At 46.5% G+C, this 19,658-nt stretch carries 19 protein-coding genes and 1 tRNA gene; 12 read left to right on the forward strand and 8 right to left on the reverse strand.

Annotated features, from left to right (window positions below):
• Positions 1-159 precede the first annotated feature (159 nt).
• The 3 genes from L4C35_RS17720 (at position 160) to L4C35_RS17730 (ending at position 2,874) form a co-directional block, all read left to right on the forward strand.
• Positions 160-840 carry a TIGR00153 family protein gene (locus tag L4C35_RS17720; RefSeq protein ID WP_428464141.1) on the forward strand — a complete coding sequence of 227 codons (681 nt, stop codon included), beginning with the start codon at positions 160-162 and terminating at the stop codon, positions 838-840.
• 32 nt (positions 841-872) lie between these two features.
• On the forward strand, positions 873-2,141 hold the full coding sequence (locus L4C35_RS17725; protein WP_428464142.1) for an inorganic phosphate transporter: 1,269 nt from the start codon (positions 873-875) through the stop codon (positions 2,139-2,141).
• Between the two features lie 115 nt (positions 2,142-2,256).
• Entirely contained in the window at positions 2,257-2,874 is a 618-nt protein-coding gene (locus L4C35_RS17730) for a TIGR04211 family SH3 domain-containing protein (protein WP_428464143.1), read from the forward strand.
• Positions 2,875-2,997: 123 nt separating this feature from the next.
• Here the strand turns inward: L4C35_RS17730 and L4C35_RS17735 are convergent, their stop codons facing one another.
• Together L4C35_RS17735 and L4C35_RS17740 are read right to left on the reverse strand one after the other, a co-directional pair.
• Positions 2,998-3,969, reverse strand: coding sequence for a general secretion pathway protein GspB (locus L4C35_RS17735; RefSeq protein WP_428464144.1), 972 nt, complete (start codon positions 3,967-3,969; stop codon positions 2,998-3,000).
• Entirely contained in the window at positions 3,969-5,582 is a 1,614-nt protein-coding gene (locus tag L4C35_RS17740; protein ID WP_428464145.1) for an ExeA family protein, read from the reverse strand. The genes L4C35_RS17735 and L4C35_RS17740 overlap by 1 nt, the downstream gene beginning before the upstream one ends.
• A gap of 143 nt (positions 5,583-5,725) precedes the next feature.
• Here L4C35_RS17740 and L4C35_RS17745 point away from each other — a divergent pair, with 143 nt between their 5' ends.
• Positions 5,726-6,964, forward strand: coding sequence for a multifunctional CCA addition/repair protein (locus L4C35_RS17745; RefSeq protein ID WP_428464146.1), 1,239 nt, complete (start codon positions 5,726-5,728; stop codon positions 6,962-6,964).
• An 84-nt stretch (positions 6,965-7,048) separates the two neighbouring features.
• On the opposite strand, the gene L4C35_RS17750 is transcribed toward L4C35_RS17745, so the two are convergent.
• Genes L4C35_RS17750 through folB form a run of 3 tightly spaced genes read right to left on the reverse strand, consistent with a single transcriptional unit; the run spans position 7,049 to position 8,692 of the window.
• Positions 7,049-7,852 (reverse strand): undecaprenyl-diphosphate phosphatase, encoded by an 804-nt coding sequence (locus L4C35_RS17750; protein ID WP_428464147.1) that lies wholly within the window; start codon positions 7,850-7,852, stop codon positions 7,049-7,051.
• Positions 7,839-8,342: a 2-amino-4-hydroxy-6-hydroxymethyldihydropteridine diphosphokinase gene (folK, locus tag L4C35_RS17755; protein ID WP_428464148.1), complete on the reverse strand. Its 504-nt coding sequence runs from the start codon at positions 8,340-8,342 to the stop codon at positions 7,839-7,841. Before folK ends, L4C35_RS17750 begins: the two co-directional genes overlap by 14 nt.
• Positions 8,339-8,692 (reverse strand): dihydroneopterin aldolase, encoded by a 354-nt coding sequence (gene folB, locus L4C35_RS17760; RefSeq protein ID WP_428464149.1) that lies wholly within the window; start codon positions 8,690-8,692, stop codon positions 8,339-8,341. Before folB ends, folK begins: the two co-directional genes overlap by 4 nt.
• A 259-nt stretch (positions 8,693-8,951) precedes the next feature.
• On the opposite strand from folB, the gene plsY reads away from it, so the two are divergent.
• The gene (gene plsY, locus L4C35_RS17765; RefSeq protein ID WP_428464150.1) at positions 8,952-9,593 is read left to right on the forward strand and encodes a glycerol-3-phosphate 1-O-acyltransferase PlsY; all 642 of its coding nucleotides are present in this window, start codon (positions 8,952-8,954) and stop codon (positions 9,591-9,593) included.
• A 75-nt stretch (positions 9,594-9,668) separates the two neighbouring features.
• On the opposite strand, the gene tsaD is transcribed toward plsY, so the two are convergent.
• Positions 9,669-10,697, reverse strand: coding sequence for a tRNA (adenosine(37)-N6)-threonylcarbamoyltransferase complex transferase subunit TsaD (gene tsaD, locus L4C35_RS17770; RefSeq protein WP_428464151.1), 1,029 nt, complete (start codon positions 10,695-10,697; stop codon positions 9,669-9,671).
• 194 nt (positions 10,698-10,891) lie between these two features.
• Here tsaD and rpsU point away from each other — a divergent pair, with 194 nt between their 5' ends.
• From rpsU to L4C35_RS17795, 5 genes are all read left to right on the forward strand, one after another.
• A complete protein-coding gene (rpsU, locus tag L4C35_RS17775) occupies positions 10,892-11,107 on the forward strand; it encodes a 30S ribosomal protein S21 (RefSeq protein ID WP_005301411.1) in 216 nt (71 codons plus the stop codon).
• 27 nt (positions 11,108-11,134) lie between these two features.
• A complete protein-coding gene (locus L4C35_RS17780; RefSeq protein WP_428464152.1) occupies positions 11,135-11,578 on the forward strand; it encodes a GatB/YqeY domain-containing protein in 444 nt (147 codons plus the stop codon).
• Between the two features lie 151 nt (positions 11,579-11,729).
• Positions 11,730-13,478 (forward strand): DNA primase, encoded by a 1,749-nt coding sequence (gene dnaG, locus L4C35_RS17785; RefSeq protein WP_428464153.1) that lies wholly within the window; start codon positions 11,730-11,732, stop codon positions 13,476-13,478.
• Positions 13,479-13,569: 91 nt separating this feature from the next.
• Positions 13,570-15,414, forward strand: coding sequence for an RNA polymerase sigma factor RpoD (rpoD, locus tag L4C35_RS17790; protein ID WP_428464154.1), 1,845 nt, complete (start codon positions 13,570-13,572; stop codon positions 15,412-15,414).
• A 181-nt stretch (positions 15,415-15,595) separates the two neighbouring features.
• A tRNA-Ile gene (locus L4C35_RS17795) sits at positions 15,596-15,671 on the forward strand.
• Positions 15,672-15,803: 132 nt separating this feature from the next.
• Here the strand turns inward: L4C35_RS17795 and L4C35_RS17800 are convergent.
• A complete protein-coding gene (locus L4C35_RS17800) occupies positions 15,804-16,175 on the reverse strand; it encodes a hypothetical protein (protein ID WP_428464155.1) in 372 nt (123 codons plus the stop codon).
• Between the two features lie 759 nt (positions 16,176-16,934).
• On the opposite strand from L4C35_RS17800, the gene pykF reads away from it, so the two are divergent.
• Both pykF and L4C35_RS17810 read left to right on the forward strand, forming a co-directional pair.
• Entirely contained in the window at positions 16,935-18,347 is a 1,413-nt protein-coding gene (gene pykF / locus L4C35_RS17805) for a pyruvate kinase PykF (RefSeq protein ID WP_428464156.1), read from the forward strand.
• Between the two features lie 294 nt (positions 18,348-18,641).
• Entirely contained in the window at positions 18,642-19,295 is a 654-nt protein-coding gene (locus L4C35_RS17810; protein ID WP_428464157.1) for a GntR family transcriptional regulator, read from the forward strand.
• Positions 19,296-19,351: 56 nt separating this feature from the next.
• Here L4C35_RS17810 and L4C35_RS17815 read toward each other — a convergent pair whose 3' ends face one another.
• Positions 19,352-19,483, reverse strand: a complete 132-nt coding sequence (locus L4C35_RS17815; protein ID WP_428464158.1) for a hypothetical protein — start codon at positions 19,481-19,483, stop codon at positions 19,352-19,354.
• Between the last annotated feature and the right edge of the window lie 175 nt (positions 19,484-19,658).

Genomic DNA, 19,658 nt, shown 5'->3' on the forward strand with positions numbered 1-19,658 from the left:
AAGGATATTTCCTTATCCGCTCGGGGGCAAGTGAGAAATATCAACAAAACCTTGATCAAAATGGGTTCCCCTGCAGAAACTTATACGTTACCATTCGCGCCTCTGTGACCATCGCTCAAGATTTAGCCATATCGTAGGCACTCTTTAGGTTGATCGGCTATGCCAGTAAATACAATTATGGGGCTCTTTGCTAAATCCCCAATCAAACCACTGCAACGTCACGTTACTCGTGTAAATGAATGTTGCGAACTGCTTGTTCCATTCTTCGAAGCATGTAATGCAGGAGACTGGAAAAAGGCATCGATTATACGTGAGCAAATCTCGCAGCTTGAAAAAGATGCGGATGTGCTTAAGCGTGAAATCCGCCTTAAGCTTCCTCGTGGGCTTTTCATGCCAGTAGATCGTACTGATATGTTAGGTCTTCTAACCCAACAAGATAAGCTTGCTAACTTATCCAAAGATATCGCTGGTCGTGTCTTAGGTCGTGAGTTACAAGTTCCTTCTACAATGTACCCTGACTTTCTCGCGTACGTTCAACGTTGTCTTGACGCTGCTGAACAAGCACGTCGTGTGATCAACGAACTGGACGAACTGCTTGAAACAGGTTTCAAAGGCAGAGAAGTGACTTTAGTTGCGGAAATGATTAATCAGCTTGATGTTATTGAAGATGACACCGACAGCATGCAGATCAAATTACGACAACAACTAATGACCATCGAAGACCAATACAGTCCGGTGGATATCATGTTCCTGTATAAAATTCTCGAGTGGGTTGGCGGCATCGCTGATCAGGCACAACGTGTCGGCTCGCGACTAGAAATCATGCTATCGCGTTCATAAGCGAAGAGAATTAACAAAAACAAGGTTTTACAATGGAAATCCTGGCTAATTACGGCACCATTCTTATTTTGGTGGCGGCTATCTTTGGTTTTATGATGGCGATCGGTATTGGTGCAAATGATGTAGCCAATGCAATGGGTACATCAGTTGGTTCAAAAGCACTTACTGTTAAACAAGCGATCATTATTGCAATGATCTTCGAGTTTGCTGGTGCATATTTGGCTGGCGGTGAAGTTACCGATACGATTCGTAAAGGGGTTATCGAGACTTCTCTCTACGCTCACCAACCTGAAGTGCTGGTATACGGCATGATGTCAGCGCTACTTGCTGCTGGTACATGGCTACTGCTAGCGTCTTACATGGGTTGGCCGGTATCAACCACTCACTCAATCATCGGTGCTATCATCGGTTTTGCGTGTGTGTCTGTGGGTACTGAAGCTGTAGACTGGAGCTCTGTACAAGGTATTGTAGGTAGTTGGTTGATCACACCATTGATCTCAGGCCTATTCGCTTACATGATTTTCATCAGTGCTCAGCGTTTAATCTTTGATACCGATAACCCACTTGTAAACGCTAAACGTTTTGTACCTGTTTACATGTTTATCACTGCGCTTGTTATCGCTTTGGTAACCATTAAAAAAGGTCTTAAACACGTTGGCCTTCACCTTTCAAGTGGTGAAGCATGGGTAGCTTCTATTGCCGTTTCAGCTGTCGTTATGTTTTTAGGCTATGTTTACATTGGCCGTAAATATACCGACGATGGTAGTTCAGTTGACAGCAACGGCTATGCCGGCGTTGAACGTGTATTCAGCCTACTAATGGTTGTAACCGCTTGTGCGATGGCGTTTGCACACGGCTCAAACGACGTAGCTAATGCGATTGGTCCACTGTCTGCTGTTGTTTCCACCGTGGAGCATATGGGCGAAATTACAACGAAAAGTCAGATTGCGTGGTGGATCCTTCCACTGGGCGGTATTGGTATCGTTGTCGGCCTTGCGACCATGGGCCACAAAGTAATGGCGACTGTTGGTACAGGTATTACTGAACTAACACCAAGCCGTGGCTTTGCCGCTCAGCTAGCAACAGCGTCAACCGTTGTACTGGCTTCTGGTACTGGCCTACCAATCTCAACCACACAAACGCTTGTTGGTGCGGTATTGGGTGTTGGTTTTGCGCGTGGTATCGCGGCACTGAACCTAGGTGTTGTACGTAATATCGTAGCATCTTGGGTTATTACACTCCCAGCAGGGGCATTGCTTGCAGTCATTTTCTTCTACGGAATGCAAGCCATCTTCGGTTAATTAGTGGCACAGGTTCAAAAGAGGGAGGCTTTGCCTCCCTCTTTTCTTGCACCTTGCGCGTAAAATTTTTAGTATCTGACCCCATACCGTGTTCAGGCTCCTCAAGGATCAAATCGTGAAGCAACTAATCAGCTTATTTTTACTCGCTTGCGCTGTGCTGACAGCACCCGCGCATGCTGAACAAGTACGTTATATCTCTGACGACTTGTTTACTTACATGCACAAAGGCCCAAGCACACAATTCCGTATTATCGGTAGTGTGAATGCAGGCACTAAGGTTTCACTACTTGAGACCAACAAAGAAACAGGTTACAGCCGTGTAACCGATAGCCGTGGCCGTACTGGCTGGGTTAGCAGCAAATTCATTTCACGCCAAGTTGGCTTGAAAGACCGAGTACCTGCCCTAGAGAAAGAGCTAACGAAAGTGAAAGCCGCTCTAGCAGAAGCAGTGAAATCAAGCGACGAGCAAAATGCGGGCTTGAAAAACTCACTGAAATTACGCAACAACCAGATCACTGAGCTTGAAGCACAAAATACCAACCTGAACGATCAGCTTACAACCTCTCAGGCTGAAATCCGTGAGCTTCGCGCTAAGATCGATACCCAGAAAGATGACCTGCTCATGCGCTGGTTCACTTACGGCGGTATGGTGGCTGGTGTAGGTCTACTACTTGGTTTAGTGCTCCCACATTTAATCCCACGTCGTCGTAAGAGCAATAACGGCTGGGCATAATGCTGATGTACTTGCAGCAGCCATCATGCTGAGAGCAAGCAATGAAAAAGGGTAGCCACATTGGCTACCCTTTTTGTTTATGCCGTCTCGCTTTCAGTTAAAACGCCGCACACCAACGAGGCATTACCATTCTGATAACGCGGGCATGGCGATGCGGTAGTTTTCAAAATCAAACACAATCTGACGCGGCTCGATACTGCGCAGGGTCACCCCTGGCGCAATGGCGTCACCTTCAAAGATCTCTCGTCCATTCACTTTGACCCAGCGGCTCTGCGCGTTGGAGGAATAGATGTGCGCTTGTAAATTCATGGTCGGTAGACGTTGCTGCACGCTTGCTGGTAAATCCCCAATTGCCATAACAGCATTGGCGGCACGATCAGCTGAAGTACTGCCCTTAGTATTAGACGCAGCGCCATTCGGTGTCACCGCCTGCTGACTCTGGACATCAAAATCAGCACTGTCTTCCACACTGCCTGTCGTACTGTCTGTTGCGGCTATGGCTGATTGCAGTTGGCTGGCCAGTTCAGGGGATAAACCCGATAAGTCGAGCTTATCTAAATTCCAGCTATCATCTTGTCTACTCAACGGCTTCGCCGAGATCACCTTAGGCTCACTTGGCACAGTATTCACCTCAAACTCCTCTGCCGCATTTACTGTGTTATTGGTAACCAGAGCTCGCGATTGATCCCAATTGGCCTCAGGCAAAGCTTCGGTGATCAACTCGGGATATGGCAAGAAACTCACCTCGGGCAAGACATCATGCTGTGTATGCAGGCGCTTAGCCATAGCGCTCGCTTCCCGCACTTTGCTCGCCTGCTGAATACTATCAGTCAGTTCCAGCGTTGCTGTGCGAGTATCCGTAGTATGGGCCGTTGCGCTATGCTGTGCGATTCTAAGTGCAGTGGTGTTTAAGTAAGGCTGTAACAGCGTATAGCCAACAACGGCAACCACGGGCAAAGCAAACAGAGCAATACTGCTCCAACCACGACCAGCCGCAGGCGTAGCTTGCTGTTGCGCATAAGTTGGCCTAGTCAACGTGGATTGTGTTTGGTAATTTTGTTCTGATTGCGCAATGGCGCTAAATAATTTCGACATTAGCTTTCCCTCGGCTGTAGTGTCGGCCCAGGTAAATCCAAAGCGGCATCAAGTACCATCAATGTTTTTGGCCCTGCGATGCCATCAGCAGATAAGTTTTGCGACTGCTGAAAACGGCGTAATTTATCAAGCACACTTTGATCGAAGCGATTATGCGATGTCATCGGCTCACCCAGTAAGGTGCTAAGTTGTTGATTCAACCATTCCACGCGTTCGCCACGCTGACCAAATCGAATACTGGTTTTGTCGCCAAGCGGTGGACGCCACAGTAAGGTGTAATCCCCCAGCCAATGGCGCTCAAACCAAGCATGACTCACCGCTAAACGCTGCCCGCCGACCAACAACTCAACCTGCTCACGAGAATAACGATAGAGCACCGCGAAATAATCACCGTACTCCTCACTGTGCATTTTCATCAATGCAGGGCGATTAATCAGCGCCAGTCCACTAATGGTAGCGCCACTGTCTGCTGAACTATCTGTGTAGCAAGACAGGTACAAACGTTGGCTGGTCGTACAGTTTGCTTGGCTCAGCGAAGTATCGTATCCCCATAGTCGATATAACGTCTGCATGGCATCACGATCACTGCGACTCTGCGCAATCGCTTGTGCTAGCAATACCGCTTCTGATTGAATATTCGGCCTTACTTGAGGCTCAATCTCTGATGGGCGTTGTGCTGCGCGCGAGACAGACTCCACTGGCGACTCCAGTGCGACCTCTTCACCACTCAACCAAGCTTGCTGCTGAGCAAACCAATAGCCACCAAGTGCCACTGCGATACCCAAGGTTAAGGCCGTTAAGTGCTGCATCACCGAATTGGGCGCATAGGCCGTCGACTCTCGCCCCGTTGCTCCCACAGCAAGAGTGCTTGGCTGATGCCAACTCAAGACTTCATCGCAAGCCTGACTCATCAAAGCTTTAGAGACTTGATGGGTGCTTTGCTGATAGGCCAATTGCATCGCTTTATCACACACCAGATTAATCAAGCGCGGGATCCCTTGAGTGCGCTTAGCAATAACAGCTGTGGCGTGATCATCAAATACAGCAAACAAACAATTCACCGCACGTAGGCGGTATTGCACGTATTCACTTACTTCTTGCCCTGTTAAGGCTAAGAGGTGGTAACGAGAAGTAATTCGTTGGGCTAGCTGACGCAGGCGATCTTGCTGCAACAGTTGTTGTAATTCTGGCTGGCCAATCAATACGACCTTTAACAGCTTACGACTTTCTGTTTCAAGGTTGGTCAATAGACGCAACTGTTCGAGCACATCAGGCATCAGGTGCTGCGCTTCGTCAATCAATAGCAGTGTTTGACGGCCTTCACTGTGGTTGCTCAATAAATGCTGATAGATGGTATCCATCAGTTTTTTGTAGCTGGCGGTTTCAGGGTAGCTCAACCCAAGTTCATCACAAATAGACGCCAATAGCTCTTGCGCTGACAAGGCTGGATTTAAAATCACCGCCACTTGCGTATCTTGGGTTAGACGAGCAATCAAGGCGCGTAAGACGGTCGTTTTCCCTGTACCGACTTCACCGGTTAATAAACCAAACCCACCGCCGTCAGTTAAACCATTGAGCAAATGTGTAAGCGCTTCTCGGTGCCGATCACTCAAATAGAGAAATCGAGCGCTAGGCACAATTGAGAATGGTGCCTCAGTTATACCGAAAAAATCCTTATACATGCTTTATACTCTGATACCGATGGAAAAATGATTCTATAACGATAAAACGCATAGTTACATGATAGGAGCTAGATTTGCAGACATATCTTGTTGGAGGTGCGGTACGTGACGCACTTCTCGGTCTCGCCGTCAAAGACAAAGACTGGGTCGTGGTTGGGGCAACCCCAGAACAAATGATTGCCCAAGGCTATAGCCAAGTCGGCAGTGATTTCCCTGTTTTTTTGCACCCACAAAGCAAACAAGAATATGCGTTAGCACGTACTGAACGTAAATCAGGCATGGGCTACACAGGTTTCGTTTGCCATGCAGCACCAGATGTCACGCTAGAAGAGGACTTAATGCGCCGTGATTTGACGATCAACGCTATTGCGCAAGCCGATGATGGTAGCCTGATCGACCCATACAACGGCCAAGCCGATCTTGAAAACAAATGGCTACGTCATGTATCACCAGCCTTTGTTGAAGACCCCCTACGCGTACTACGTGTGGCTCGCTTTGCTGCCCGCTTTTCACACCTGGGTTTTCATGTGGCCCCTGAAACGATGGCCTTGATGCAAGAGATGGTGATCAAGGGGGAGCTCAGTGCATTAACACCAGAGCGCGTCTGGAAAGAGTGGGAAAAATCGCTCGGCTACGCCAACCCAGAAGTCTTCCTAACGGTATTACGCCAATGTGGTGCACTGCGTGTCATCATGCCCGAGATTGATGCGCTGTTTGGCGTGCCTCAACCAGAACAGTGGCACCCTGAAATTGACTGTGGCATTCACACGCTGCTCGTCGCGAAGCAGGCCGCTTTGCTCAGCGACAGCCCTATTATTCGATTTTGTGCCCAAGTCCACGACTTAGGCAAAGCGCTGACGCCAGAAAGCGAGTGGCCAAGCCACAAAATGCATTGTCATACAGGCCTCAAAGCCATCAAGCAGCTATGCCAACGCTTACGTGTGCCGAACGATTACCGTGATACCGCGCTCATGGTGTGCGCGCAACATACGAAGATCCACCGGGCTGCAGAAATGCGCTCTGAGACCTTCATCAAAATTTTCGATCAGATGGATGCATGGCGTAAGCCTGAACGTATTGAGCAGCTTGGCCTTTGTTGTCGGGCTGACATTCGTGGTCGTACTGGCTTTGAAAACGATGCCTACCCGCAAGCCGATTTGCTAATGCAATGCTTTGAGGCCGCTGTTGCTGTGGCAGTAAAGCCGATAGTGGAGGCTGGATTCAAAGGTAAAGACATCAAAGAGCAATTAGCTATTCAACGCAGCCAAGCGGTTAACGTCGTGCTAACTCAATACCGCCAAGCCGCGAACTAAATTCCTGAGATAAAAAAGGCTCAAACCTACATAGGTTTGAGCCTTTTTCGTGTTTCTGTACTGGTTTAAACCAATTACGCTGCGTTACTGCATCAGCAAAAACGCAAACAAGCCAACACCCAGCAATAGACGGTAAATCACGAACGGTAACATACCCAAGCGTGTAACGAGCTTCAGGAACACGTGAATACAGGCGTATGCACTCACAAACGATACCGCCAAACCAATCCCTAAGCCGCTCACGTCAATAGGCGCGCCACTGGTCACGAGCTTCAAAGTCAAGTAGCTCCCCGCCAGAAGAATGATCGGAATCGACATCAAGAACGAGAAACGTGCAGCCGCTTCGCGCGTAAAGCCTAAATGCAGTGCCGCAGTCATGGTCGCACCAGAGCGCGAAGTACCAGGAATGATCGCTGCCGCCTGCGCTAAGCCAATGAACAAGGCTTGTTTCCAACTGGTTTGCTCTTCACTAACTTGCTGAGTCGCACGTTTATCCACCCACCAAAGTAGCAGACCAAAAATAATGGTGGTACAAGCGATCACCCATGCTGAGCGCAGGTAAAGCTCGATAAAGTCTTTCATCAATAAACCAAAGATACAGGCAGGGATCGTTGCTAATGCAATCATCCACGCCAGCTTTGATTCTGCGCTATGCTGGCGTTTAAAGATCGACCCCACCCACGCTGATAGCAAAGACACCACTTCTTTACGGAAGTACAAAACAACAGCCGCTAAAGTACCAACGTGCACGGCAACATCAAAGGCCAAACCTTGATCATCCCAGCCTAAAACTTGAGACGGTAAAATTAAATGTGCCGAGCTCGAAATCGGCAAAAACTCGGTTAGGCCCTGAATAAGCGCTAACACAAAAGCTTCAAAGTGACTCATGAGATTCCTCAAAAACAACATCGACAGGCCATAATGCCTGCTCAGTTCCAAATTCATTCCACAACTGTGCCACGGTGCGATCCTCCCCTGGTATGATCAACTCAGGGGCAATCTCAGCCATTGGCCATAGAACAAAAGCAAATTTATAGATATCTGCACGGGGCAGCATCGGTGACGTATTTTGCTGCACATCGCCATAGAGCAAAATATCTAAATCTAACGTTCGGCTCTGATTCTTTTTCGCATCAGGTGCACGACCATAGTCCAGCTCAAGCTGCTTTAGTGTTTGCTGCAATACCGACAACGATAACGAAGTCTCTAACGCCACCACACAATTATAAAAATTTGGCCCACTAAACCCAACTGGTTCAGCTTCAAAAATACGGGACACTTCAAAGTGTACGCCTAACTTTTTCAGCTCAGTCATCGCCACCTGAATATGGTATTCACGCTCGATATTGGAACCTAGGCTGATAAAGGTGCGTATCACTTTTCGCCTCGCTCAATTTGTACACCCACGCCGCCAGCATTGGCTACCGCAGTTGGTTTGGTCACACGAACACGTAACCAAGGTACACCAAATTGTGTCATCAGCAGCGTAGCTACTTCTTCAGCCACACGCTCTACTAACAGAAAACGACCGTTCTGAATGTGGCTGGTAACGGCTTCGCTGACTGCCGCATAATTTAAGGCATAGGCGACATCATCACTATTGGCGGCAGGACGGTTATCGTGAGCCATCTCCAAATCCAACACCAATTTTTGTTTAATTTCCTGCTCCCAGTCATACACTCCAATAGTGGCGATAACTTCGAGTTGTTCGATAAATACTGAGTCCATGTTCAATCGCTAATTTTGTTAGAGGTCGGATACCTAATTTGAGCAAAAGCGCGTATTATCAGGTCGTAATCGTCAATTATTATGACTTTCACTCTCCACTTCGCGCATAGCAGGCAAAGTAAGCACTTGCCCAATACTTGCAATGGCGTGAGAGGTGAGGAACTATATCACAGGAATGAGTCACAAAAATGAAACTGAGTGATCATTATCATTCAACCGAAATGACAATCAACATGTTGTTGGCTAGCAGGATGTAACCATGACGCCATTGATACTTTTGATCATTATCGGAGCCTATTTATTAGGTTCAATTTCTAGTGCGGTATTAATTTGTCGACTCTTTGGCTTGCCCGATCCTCGCGAGTCAGGCTCTGGAAATCCAGGAGCCACCAATGTTTACCGTCTTGGTGGCCGTAAAGCTGCGGCGCTGGTACTGGTGTGCGACATTCTAAAAGGCATGATCCCGGTTTGGCTCAGCTACTTCCTCCACGTCAATCCTTTCTTATTGGGTGTAATCGGTATCGCAGCCTGCCTCGGCCATATTTATCCAATCTTCTTCCACTTCCGTGGGGGGAAAGGGGTTGCGACAGCCCTTGGTGGACTCGCCCCTATTGGCTGGGATCTCAGTGGCATGCTGATCAGTTGTTGGTTACTGGCTGTATTTGTAACGGGATATTCATCACTGGCATCACTCTTTACCGCATTGGCTGCACCACTGTTTACATGGTGGGTAAAACCTGAATACACCATGCCTGTTGCTATGCTGTCGTGCTTAATTGTTCTTCGCCACCACGATAACGTGAAGCGTTTGATTGATGGTAACGAGACCAAGATTTGGCAAAAAATTCGCCAAGGCAATAAAGCGAAAGCCGAACAAAAAAGTAAAGTGTTGGATGATTAAATCACATATAGAATGGCAATAAAAAAACGGGCTGATGAGCCCGTTTTTTGTATCTGTCATCGCTCTCTGTTGCGATTATTCAGCATCTGAACCAATCGGTTTTAACTGATCAATCGGCCAGCGCGGATACGCTTTTACCGCCAAATCCATGGTCTCTTGATTCTTCAAACGCTGCATACCCGCGTAAGCAATCATTGCACCATTATCAGTACAAAATTCGGTACGAGGATAGAAAACTTCACCTTTAAGGTTAGTCATCAGTACTTCAAGCTGCTCACGCAGATATTTATTCGCACTCACCCCACCCGCGATCACTAAGCGTTTATAGCCAGTTTGCTTCAGGGCACGCTTACATTTGATGGCCAGTGTATCAACAACCGCCTCTTGGAAAGCGAATGCAATATCAGCTCGCGTTTGATCATCGTCATCATTCGCTCGAACCGTATTGGCCGTGAACGTTTTTAGACCTGAAAAGCTGAAATCTAATCCTGGGCGATCTGTCATTGGGCGAGGGAATTTAAAGCGCCCTTGGGTGCCATTCTCCGCCAATTTAGCCAAACGTGGGCCACCTGGGTAATCAAGCCCCATCAGCTTCGCGGTTTTATCAAAGGCTTCACCAGCAGCATCATCTACCGATTCGCCCAAAATTTGATAATCACCAATGCCTTTCACGTCCACCATCATGGTATGGCCGCCCGACACCAGTAACGCCACAAACGGGAATGCTGGCGGCGTATCTTCTAGCATAGGAGCCAGTAAGTGGCCTTCCATATGATGCACCGCTACCGCTGGGATGTCCCAAGCGTAAGCCAGACTGCGACCAATCGTAGCACCAACAAGCAGCGCCCCTACAAGACCTGGGCCTGCGGTGTAAGCGATACCATCAAGATCATCAGGTGTCAGACCAGCACTGGCAAGGGTTGCCTTGATCAGCGGAATGGTTTTTTTAACATGATCGCGTGACGCTAATTCCGGTACAACACCGCCGTAATCTGCGTGTAATTTCACTTGGCTATACAGCTCGTGAGCCAGTAAGCCTTTTTCATCATCGAAAATTGCAATGCCTGTTTCATCACAGGAGGTTTCGATGCCCAGTATACGCATAACAACCTCTATACTAGTTAGTAACTGGTGGTAATTGAGGGCATGTTACCGCTGTTGACAAAAATTAACCAGTTCATGGTTGCAGAATGCTTTACAAATGCCCCTAGATCAGATTAGAATTTCGCACCATTTTTAATCAGCTGACTCTTTACGATTGTCAGCGTTAAACCGAATCACTCTGAGGTGAGTATTACATGCCAGTAATCAAAGTACGTGAAAACGAACCGTTCGACGTAGCACTACGTCGTTTTAAGCGCTCTTGCGAAAAAGCAGGCATCCTTTCTGAAGTACGTCGTCGTGAGCACTTCGAAAAGCCAACTACAGTACGTAAGCGCGCTAAAGCAGCGGCAGTTAAGCGTCACCTGAAGAAATTGGCTCGCGAAAACGCGCGTCGCGTTCGTCTGTACTAATCTAACGATTATCAGAAGGAACGTGCTATGACTCTGATTGATCGTCTTAAGGACGAACAAAAAGCGGCAATGAAGGCGAAAAATAAACCTCGCCTTGGTGCCATCCGCCTTGTAATGGCAGCAATCAAACAACGTGAAGTTGACGAAAAGATCACTCTTTCCGAAGACGACGTGATTACTGTTCTTACTAAGATGGTGAAGCAGCGCCGTGACTCTGTTGCTCAATATGAAGCAGCGGGCCGTCAAGACCTTGCTGATGTTGAACATGCTGAAATTGCTGTACTTGAGGAGTTTATGCCTCAGCCACTAAGCGACGACGAAGTTGCCGCTCTGCTGGATGAAGCTATCGCTGCTACAGGTGCTGCAGGCATGCAAGACATGGGTAAAGTTATGGGCGTATTAAAGCCGCAAATTCAGGGTCGTGCCGATATGGGAAAAGTTAGCCAATTAGTGAAAACTAAACTAGGTTAAAACTACCCCAGCTCTGCAACAAGCCGTGCTATCCTTTTTGGAATGCGCGGCTTGTTTGTATTCTAGCCTTGTAGAATTTAAGTAGAAAACACACACTCAATCACCATTTTCTGGTGGTATTTAACCCCGAGAAGTAGGTTTAACACGTTGTATGGCAGGAAAAATCCCTCGTTCGTTTATTGATGATCTCATCGCACGTCATGACATTGTCGACGTGATTGACGCACGAGTGAAACTTAAGAAAAAAGGCAAAAACTTTGGTGCCTGCTGCCCCTTTCACAACGAGAAAACCCCCTCTTTTTCCGTTAGCCAAGAAAAACAGTTTTATCACTGCTTCGGCTGTGGTGTACACGGGAACGTGCTCGACTTTGTCATGGAGTTTGATCGCCTTGATTTTGTCGATGCCATTGAAGAGCTTGCCTCTCAGCTAGGGTTAGAAGTACCACGAGAAAATGGTGGCACCCCATCAGGGCCTCGCACCGCTGAAAAACGTAACCTGTACGATTTAATGGGACAGATTTCCCAGTTCTATCAATCGCAGTTACGCACAGGTGATGGCAAAGTCGCGATCGATTATTTAAAAGATCGAGGCCTGTCTGGTGATGTGGTCAAAAAATACGGCATTGGCTTTATCCCCGATCAATGGGATATGGTTCGTAGCCGCTTTGGTCGCGACAACCATTCGCAAGAAGCCTTGGTGACCACCGGCATGCTGATCGAAAACGATAATGGCCGTCGCTATGACCGTTTCCGTGGCCGTGTCATGTTCCCGATCCACGACCGCCGTGGCCGTGTGATTGGCTTTGGTGGCCGTGTATTAGGCGATGGGACGCCGAAGTACCTCAACTCACCTGAAACCCCAATCTTCCATAAAGGTAGAGAGCTGTATGGCTTATACGAAGTCATGCAAGCCTACCGCGAGCCTGAGCGCCTGTTGGTTGTCGAAGGCTATATGGATGTAGTGGCACTGGCTCAATTTGGGGTCGACTATGCGGTGGCCTCGCTAGGCACAGCCACCACAGGCGAACACATGCAAACCTTGTTTCGTCAAACGGGTACGGTTGTCTGTTGTTACGATGGTGACCGTGCAGGTCGCGATGCAGCATGGCGCGCAATGGAACAAGCGCTGCCATTTCTGACCGATGGCCGCCAATTGAAGTTTATGTTTTTACCCGACGGTGAAGATCCAGACTCCTATATTCGCCAATACGGTAAAGAAGCGTTTGAGCAAAACGTGACCGATGCGATGACGCTATCGGACTTTATGTTCAACTCGCTGATCCAACAAGTCGACACCAGTACCCGAGAAGGTAAGGCTAAACTAAGAACCTTAGCAGCCCCTTTGATTGAAAAAGTCGCAGGCGAAACGTTACGTGAATACCTGATCAATACGCTAGGCTACAATTTAGGGTTACCACCCGATCAAATTCGTATTGAATTAAAACAAAGCGCGGCCGATAAACCGAGAAAGCCACAGCAAGACATCAAACGCACACCCATGCGAGAAGTCATAGCTTTGCTGGTACAAAATCCGCATTTTGTTAACACCCTCGCATTTGATACCACAACATTTGAAGGTATTGATGTAGCGGGACTAAATTTATTGTTGTCAATAGTTGATAAGTGCCGAGCGCGCCCCAATATAACAACAGGCCAGTTACTCGAAAGCTGGCGAGGCAGTAAAAGTGAACCTATGATGGCTCGATTAGCCGCATGGGAACTGCCGTTGTTGGATAATGAAGACAACACACACGATGTATTTTTAGACGCATTGGATAAAGTATTTGACCAGTGCGTTCGACAGCAAATAGAAAAGTTGCAGGCTAAATCAAATACTATCGGCTTATCAGTCGAAGAGAAGCGGGAATTGCAGTTGTTGTTGCTCAATCGTCCCGGCTAATATTTAGCCAACAGTTTAGAAGTTTGTTATAATTAACGGTTTGCATTTCTGCATTCTAATTCTCACTCAGACCCGAAGTTGGATATCGTCTATGGAGCAAAATCCGCAGTCTCAGCTAAAGTTACTTGTCGCGAAAGGCAAAGAACAAGGCTATCTGACCTACGCCGAAGTAAATGACCACCTACCGGAAGACATCGTAGATTCCGATCAGGTTGAAGACATTATTCAGATGATCAATGACATGGGTATTAAGGTAGTTGAAACTGCCCCTGATGCCGATGAATTAATGATGACTGAAGATAATGCAGATGAAGACGCCATCGAAGCTGCGGCGCAAGCATTATCTAGCGTAGAAAGCGAGATCGGCCGTACTACCGACCCAGTACGTATGTACATGCGTGAAATGGGTACAGTAGAGCTACTGACTCGTGAAGGTGAAATTGATATCGCCAAACGCATTGAAGATGGTATTAACCAAGTTCAGTGTTCTGTTGCCGAATACCCTTCTGCGATTGCTCACCTACTCGAGCAATTCGACAAAGTTGAAGCCGATGAGCTTCGTCTTACTGACATCATTTCTGGTTTTGTTGACCCGAACGATGACGGTACTACAGCACCAACTGCAACCCACATTGGTTCAGAGCTAAGCGAAACTGAGTTAGAAGACGAAGATAAAGATCTTGATAACTCTGACGAAGAAGACGAAGAAGAAGAAGAAGACACAGGTATTGACCCTGAGCTTGCTCGTGAAAAATTCATGGAGCTACGCACTTCTTACGAAAAAATGGCAACTGCAATTACGACTAACGGTCGTCACCACGCAGAAACTGAAACTGCCGTTGAAGAATTGTCTGAGGTTTTCAAACAATTCCGTCTGATTCCAAAACAGTTTGATAAGCTGGTTAGCTCGCTACGTGAATCTATGGATAAGGTACGCACGAATGAGCGTCTTATCATGCGTATGTGTGTTGATAACTCTAAAATGCCAAAGAAAACTTTCGTTAACCTCTTCGCGGGTAACGAATCTTCAGCAGAGTGGATTGATGAAGCACTTAACGCAGGTAAACCTTATTCTGAGCGTCTAAAAACGTACGAAGAAGACCTACGTCGTTCTGTTTCTAAACTCAACGCGCTTGAGCAAGAAACAGGCCTAACCATTGAGCGTATTAAAGACATCAGCCGTCGCATGTCTATCGGTGAAGCGAAAGCACGCCGTGCGAAGAAAGAGATGGTTGAAGCGAACTTACGTCTGGTTATTTCTATCGCGAAGAAATACACCAACCGTGGTCTACAGTTCTTGGATCTTATCCAAGAAGGTAACATCGGTCTGATGAAAGCGGTTGATAAGTTTGAATACCGCCGTGGTTACAAGTTCTCGACTTACGCAACGTGGTGGATCCGTCAGGCAATCACTCGTTCAATCGCTGACCAAGCGCGTACCATCCGTATTCCGGTTCACATGATCGAAACGATCAACAAACTGAACCGTATTTCACGTCAGATGCTACAAGAAATGGGCCGTGAACCGTTGCCGGAAGAATTGGCTGAACGCATGCAAATGCCGGAAGACAAAATCCGTAAAGTACTGAAGATTGCTAAAGAGCCAATCTCAATGGAAACCCCGATCGGTGATGATGAAGATTCACACCTAGGTGATTTCATTGAAGATACAACGCTTCAGCTACCTATGGATGCCGCAACAGCGACGAACCTGCGTGGCGCAACCAACGAAGTACTCGCGGGCCTAACGCCTCGTGAAGCAAAAGTTCTGCGTATGCGTTTTGGTATCGACATGAACACTGACCACACACTTGAAGAAGTCGGTAAGCAGTTTGATGTAACGCGTGAGCGTATTCGTCAGATCGAAGCGAAAGCACTGCGTAAACTACGTCACCCAAGTCGTTCAGATGTTCTACGTAGCTTCCTAGACGAATAAGAAACAACTTATTCAGTACCAGTAAGCGATTCAAAAAAGCGAGCCTCTCAGCTCGCTTTTTTATTGCCTTCAATAACCTACCTATTACCGCCTCTCATCTTAATTGTTGAAAAAGCACACAATTTAGCCAAGAAAAGCTATAGACAAGCGATCCTGCATCCCATATAATTTCCCGCACACTGGCCCCTTAGCTCAGTGGTTAGAGCAGGCGACTCATAATCGCTTGGTCCCCAGTTCAAGTCTGGGAGGGGCCACCAGATATAGAAAGGCCGAAGCAGTGAATAACCGCTTCGGCCTTTTGCATTTCTAGAATCTATAAACCGCTCACACTATTAACGTTCAGCGCCTTAAGTTATCAGGGACAACTGTTAGCGCTGATGCTATTGGTCTTAGATCTCTTTCATCGCTGAAACAACCGATGGGTCGTTAATTAAATTAAATAACAGACTCTTCGCTGATGAGCGTTGTGCGTCAGACAGTGCTTTGTTAGGGTTTTCGCGCGACTGGGTAAGAATGTTTTTTACAAATTTGCTGTTCGTCCCCGAAAGCTCATAGACAAATCTAAGCGTGTCTAACAGCTCCCCTTGCGGCAAGCTATATACCGCCATCTCACAGCTAAGGTTATCCATCGAAAGTAAGTTGTTCACTACCACCTTACGCTCAGCATTAAATTTCTCTTTCGCGATATAGGCATCAATCAACGTCTGTACACGCTCGGCAATGGCGACAGGTACTTCCATTGTTTTCGTTTCATGAGTCATTACTTATTCTCCTCCTCTTGCTGGGATTTCGTCATTGAGTCATACCAATACTGGTTGAAATGAGTGATCGACAGCCTTGGCAGTTTCAGGATAGTTATTCCTGACAACTTTAGATAATCACCTTCCACTTCTCAACCCCTTTCACTGACCTAAGTGCAGTTATTCACAGAACACAAAGCCCAAATACACATAATGCCAATCTGGATAAATCAGTCCTCAGATGATTATGCAGGGAAAAGTACTTCACATTGGATAACTTTGACAAAATCGCGTGCCGACTCCGTCACAAAGTTGTGCCGTAATAAACAAGCGCGTTTAAGGCTCAATGAAGATATGTTTGAAAAAAAGCACCACAATTGATAAATGACAAAACTTTTTTGTTGGGATTGGGCATAATCAGCCACCTTCTTGTGAAATGTTGATTAACGTCACAAGGTGTTAATAGAATGAAACCCTGCTATAATCCATCTCTTGTTTGAATGCAGGTTTTATGATTGGACTGACTGAAAGTTAACCGATTTTTAACGTGTTGCCACATGATGTGTTTCGTTACACAAGCAAGCCAAGTGCTTGTGTAACGCAATATTTTTGTAACAGTTTTGCATTACTACAGTTTTTGACGCGAGTAAGTTCTGTTTTTTTGAAGTCACTCTCGTTTTGTAGTCATTTTTCAACATATTTGATCACTGACTTTCATGTATAACACTGTGGTTTTTTTAAATTTCCCTTGGGTTTAAGTTTTTCCGGAGAGTATCCTCAATGAAAAAGACCAAAATCGTATGTACGATTGGACCAAAAACAGAATCAGTTGAAATGCTTACTAAACTAGCTAACGCTGGTATGAACGTAATGCGTCTTAACTTCTCACACGGTAATTTCGATGAGCACGGTCAGCGCATCCAAAACCTACGTGACGTTATGGCTGAGTCTGGCAAGCCGCTAGCGATTCTGCTTGATACTAAAGGTCCTGAGATTCGTACTATCAAACTAGAGAACGGTGAAGACTTCCCTCTAGTTGCTGGTCAAGAATTCACATTCACAACTGATACTTCAGTTGTGGGCAACCAAGATCGCGTTGCTGTGACTTACCCTGGTTTTGCGAAAGACCTTCAAAAAGGTAACACTATCTTGGTTGACGATGGTCTAATCGAGATGGAAGTACTTGCAACGACTGAAACTGAAGTTAAGTGTAAAGTACTTAACAACGGTGACTTAGGTGAGAACAAAGGTGTTAACCTACCTGGCGTTTCTGTAAACCTTCCAGCACTATCTGAAAAAGATAAAGCTGACCTTAAGTTTGGTTGTGAGCAAGGCGTTGATTTCGTTGCTGCATCTTTCATTCGTAAAGCGTCTGATGTAATCGAAATTCGTGAGCTTCTAACAGCTAACGGCGGCGAAAACATTCAAATTATCTCGAAAATCGAGAACCAAGAAGGTGTTGATAACTTTGACGCTATTCTTGAAGCTTCTGACGGCATCATGGTTGCTCGTGGCGACCTAGGTGTTGAAATCCCAGTTGAAGAAGTTATCTTCGCGCAGAAGATGATGATCGAGAAGTGTAACCGTGCACGTAAAGTGGTTATCACTGCAACTCAAATGCTTGATTCAATGATCAAGAACCCACGTCCAACACGCGCAGAAGCGGGTGACGTTGCTAACGCAATCATGGATGGTACAGATGCAGTAATGCTTTCTGGTGAATCAGCGAAGGGTAAATACCCTATCGAAGCTGTAACTATCATGGCGCAAATCTGTGCACGTACAGATTCAGCACTTAAAGCAGAACTAGGCTCACGCCTAGACAGCGCTCGTCTACGTATCACTGAAGCGGTATGTAAAGGTGCTGTTGATACTTCTGAGAAGCTAAACGCACCACTAATCGTTGTTGCAACTGAAGCGGGTAAATCTGCACGTTCAGTACGTAAGTACTTCCCAACGGCAAACATCCTAGCAGTAACAACAAACACTAAGACAGCGGCACAACTTGCACTGACTAAAGGTGTTACGCCAGTTGTTGTTGATTCAATCGACAGCACAGATGCGTTCTACGGCCGCGGTAAAGAGCTTGCGCTTGAAACTGGTCTAGGTGCTAAAGGCGATATCGTTGTTATGGTTTCTGGTGCGCTAGTACCATCAGGCACAACAAACACGGCATCTGTACACGTACTATAAGCCTAGCTTTTCGTACAATCAGATATAAATGGGAGCCTTATGGCTCCCGTTTTTTTATCTAACATCCTACGTATTACCATTGCTAATCCCTCGCTCTTCCTCACATTTCAAATGTTTGCTTATCGCTATGATTTCATATAAAACATATACTCTCGACCGCAAGAAAAATGCCTAAAAAACATAACTTGCTCAGAAACAGCCTCTTTTGCTGTACAGTGCGTATTTATAACAATATCCCTTCGCTTGCTAACTGCATGACATAGAGGGAATATAATAAAATCTAAGGGGAATTTTGTGTCTAGCCCAACTTTGACCAATCAAGTCATAGAGGTGATTCGACAAGATATCTTGCTCGGCGAACTTGCGCCAGGGCAAAAACTTGTTGTTGCCGATTTAAAGCAGCGCTACAACGTGGGCGCATCTCCGATCCGTGAAGCCTTAGTTCAACTGTCTTGGAAAAAATTTGTCCACTTTGCCCCTCAGAAAGGGTGCTGGGTTTCACCGATTTCTTTGGCTGAACTCGAAGATTTATTTGAAACCAACTTGGTGCTTTCTCGGGTGCTGATTGAGCGGGCGATTCAAAATGGTGATGAAGCGTGGGAGCTCAATATTTTAACGAGCTACCATAAGCTAAGCAGAGTTAATCCTGCAGAATCAGAAGTTGACTTTGTTGAGTGGGAGCAACGCCATAGCCAATTCCACTTAGCGCTATTAGCCGGTAGTAACTCCCCTGTCATGCTCAATTTATACCGTGAAGTCTACGATCAAATTGAGCGTTATCGCCATATTTGGGTATGTCGTTCTCGTGACTACCAAGAGCGTTACCACGATAACGGCGAGCATGAAGCGCTGATGAAAGCCGTGCTCGGCAAAGACACAGAACAAGCATTAACCTTACTCGATAATCACTCTCAACGAGCTATCGAGATGATCAAGGCCTACCTCTAGATCTTACACCCAGTGCTTGATGAAGCTCGATTATTCGATCGAGCTTTCACCAACGATTACCAGCCAAAAATATCTCTGTGATGGGTATTCAGTAGTAACACCACCAGCAGAAAATACATCGCACTGACATTAAAGCCTAGTAATAAAGCGGTTAGCGCCGTTAAGCGCACTAAAAACTTGTTGATCATAGTTACTACTCCGCCAACGAGCTTCCCTTCACTTTGATCATGCTGCATCCTAAAAATGAACCTATCTGCGTACTGCTATCTGTTAGCCCTACGACTTTAGTCGACAGCTTTAGTCGACAGCTTTAGTCGATAACAACACTGCCTCACTGCGTGAGATATTACCGATAGAAAAAGA

The sequence above is a fragment of the Photobacterium kagoshimensis genome (genome assembly GCF_050337045.1).
Lineage (GTDB): Bacteria > Pseudomonadota > Gammaproteobacteria > Enterobacterales > Vibrionaceae > Photobacterium > Photobacterium kagoshimensis.

Bases quoted from the DNA above. Each gene is read 5' to 3' on its own strand.
- plsY (WP_428464150.1), top strand. From the start codon at position 8,952: ATGACGCCATTGATACTTTTGATCATTATCGGAGCCTATTTATTAGGT.
- L4C35_RS17815 (WP_428464158.1), bottom strand. From the start codon at position 19,483: ATGATCAACAAGTTTTTAGTGCGCTTAACGGCGCTAACCGCTTTATTA.
- L4C35_RS17720 (WP_428464141.1), top strand. From the start codon at position 160: ATGCCAGTAAATACAATTATGGGGCTCTTTGCTAAATCCCCAATCAAA.
- pykF (WP_428464156.1), top strand. From the start codon at position 16,935: ATGAAAAAGACCAAAATCGTATGTACGATTGGACCAAAAACAGAATCA.
- rpoD (WP_428464154.1), top strand. From the start codon at position 13,570: ATGGAGCAAAATCCGCAGTCTCAGCTAAAGTTACTTGTCGCGAAAGGC.
- dnaG (WP_428464153.1), top strand. From the start codon at position 11,730: ATGGCAGGAAAAATCCCTCGTTCGTTTATTGATGATCTCATCGCACGT.
- L4C35_RS17750 (WP_428464147.1), bottom strand. From the start codon at position 7,852: ATGAGTCACTTTGAAGCTTTTGTGTTAGCGCTTATTCAGGGCCTAACC.
- L4C35_RS17780 (WP_428464152.1), top strand. From the start codon at position 11,135: ATGACTCTGATTGATCGTCTTAAGGACGAACAAAAAGCGGCAATGAAG.
- folB (WP_428464149.1), bottom strand. From the start codon at position 8,692: ATGGACTCAGTATTTATCGAACAACTCGAAGTTATCGCCACTATTGGA.
- L4C35_RS17800 (WP_428464155.1), bottom strand. From the start codon at position 16,175: ATGACTCATGAAACGAAAACAATGGAAGTACCTGTCGCCATTGCCGAG.
- L4C35_RS17725 (WP_428464142.1), top strand. From the start codon at position 873: ATGGAAATCCTGGCTAATTACGGCACCATTCTTATTTTGGTGGCGGCT.
- rpsU (WP_005301411.1), top strand. From the start codon at position 10,892: ATGCCAGTAATCAAAGTACGTGAAAACGAACCGTTCGACGTAGCACTA.
- L4C35_RS17735 (WP_428464144.1), bottom strand. From the start codon at position 3,969: ATGTCGAAATTATTTAGCGCCATTGCGCAATCAGAACAAAATTACCAA.
- tsaD (WP_428464151.1), bottom strand. From the start codon at position 10,697: ATGCGTATACTGGGCATCGAAACCTCCTGTGATGAAACAGGCATTGCA.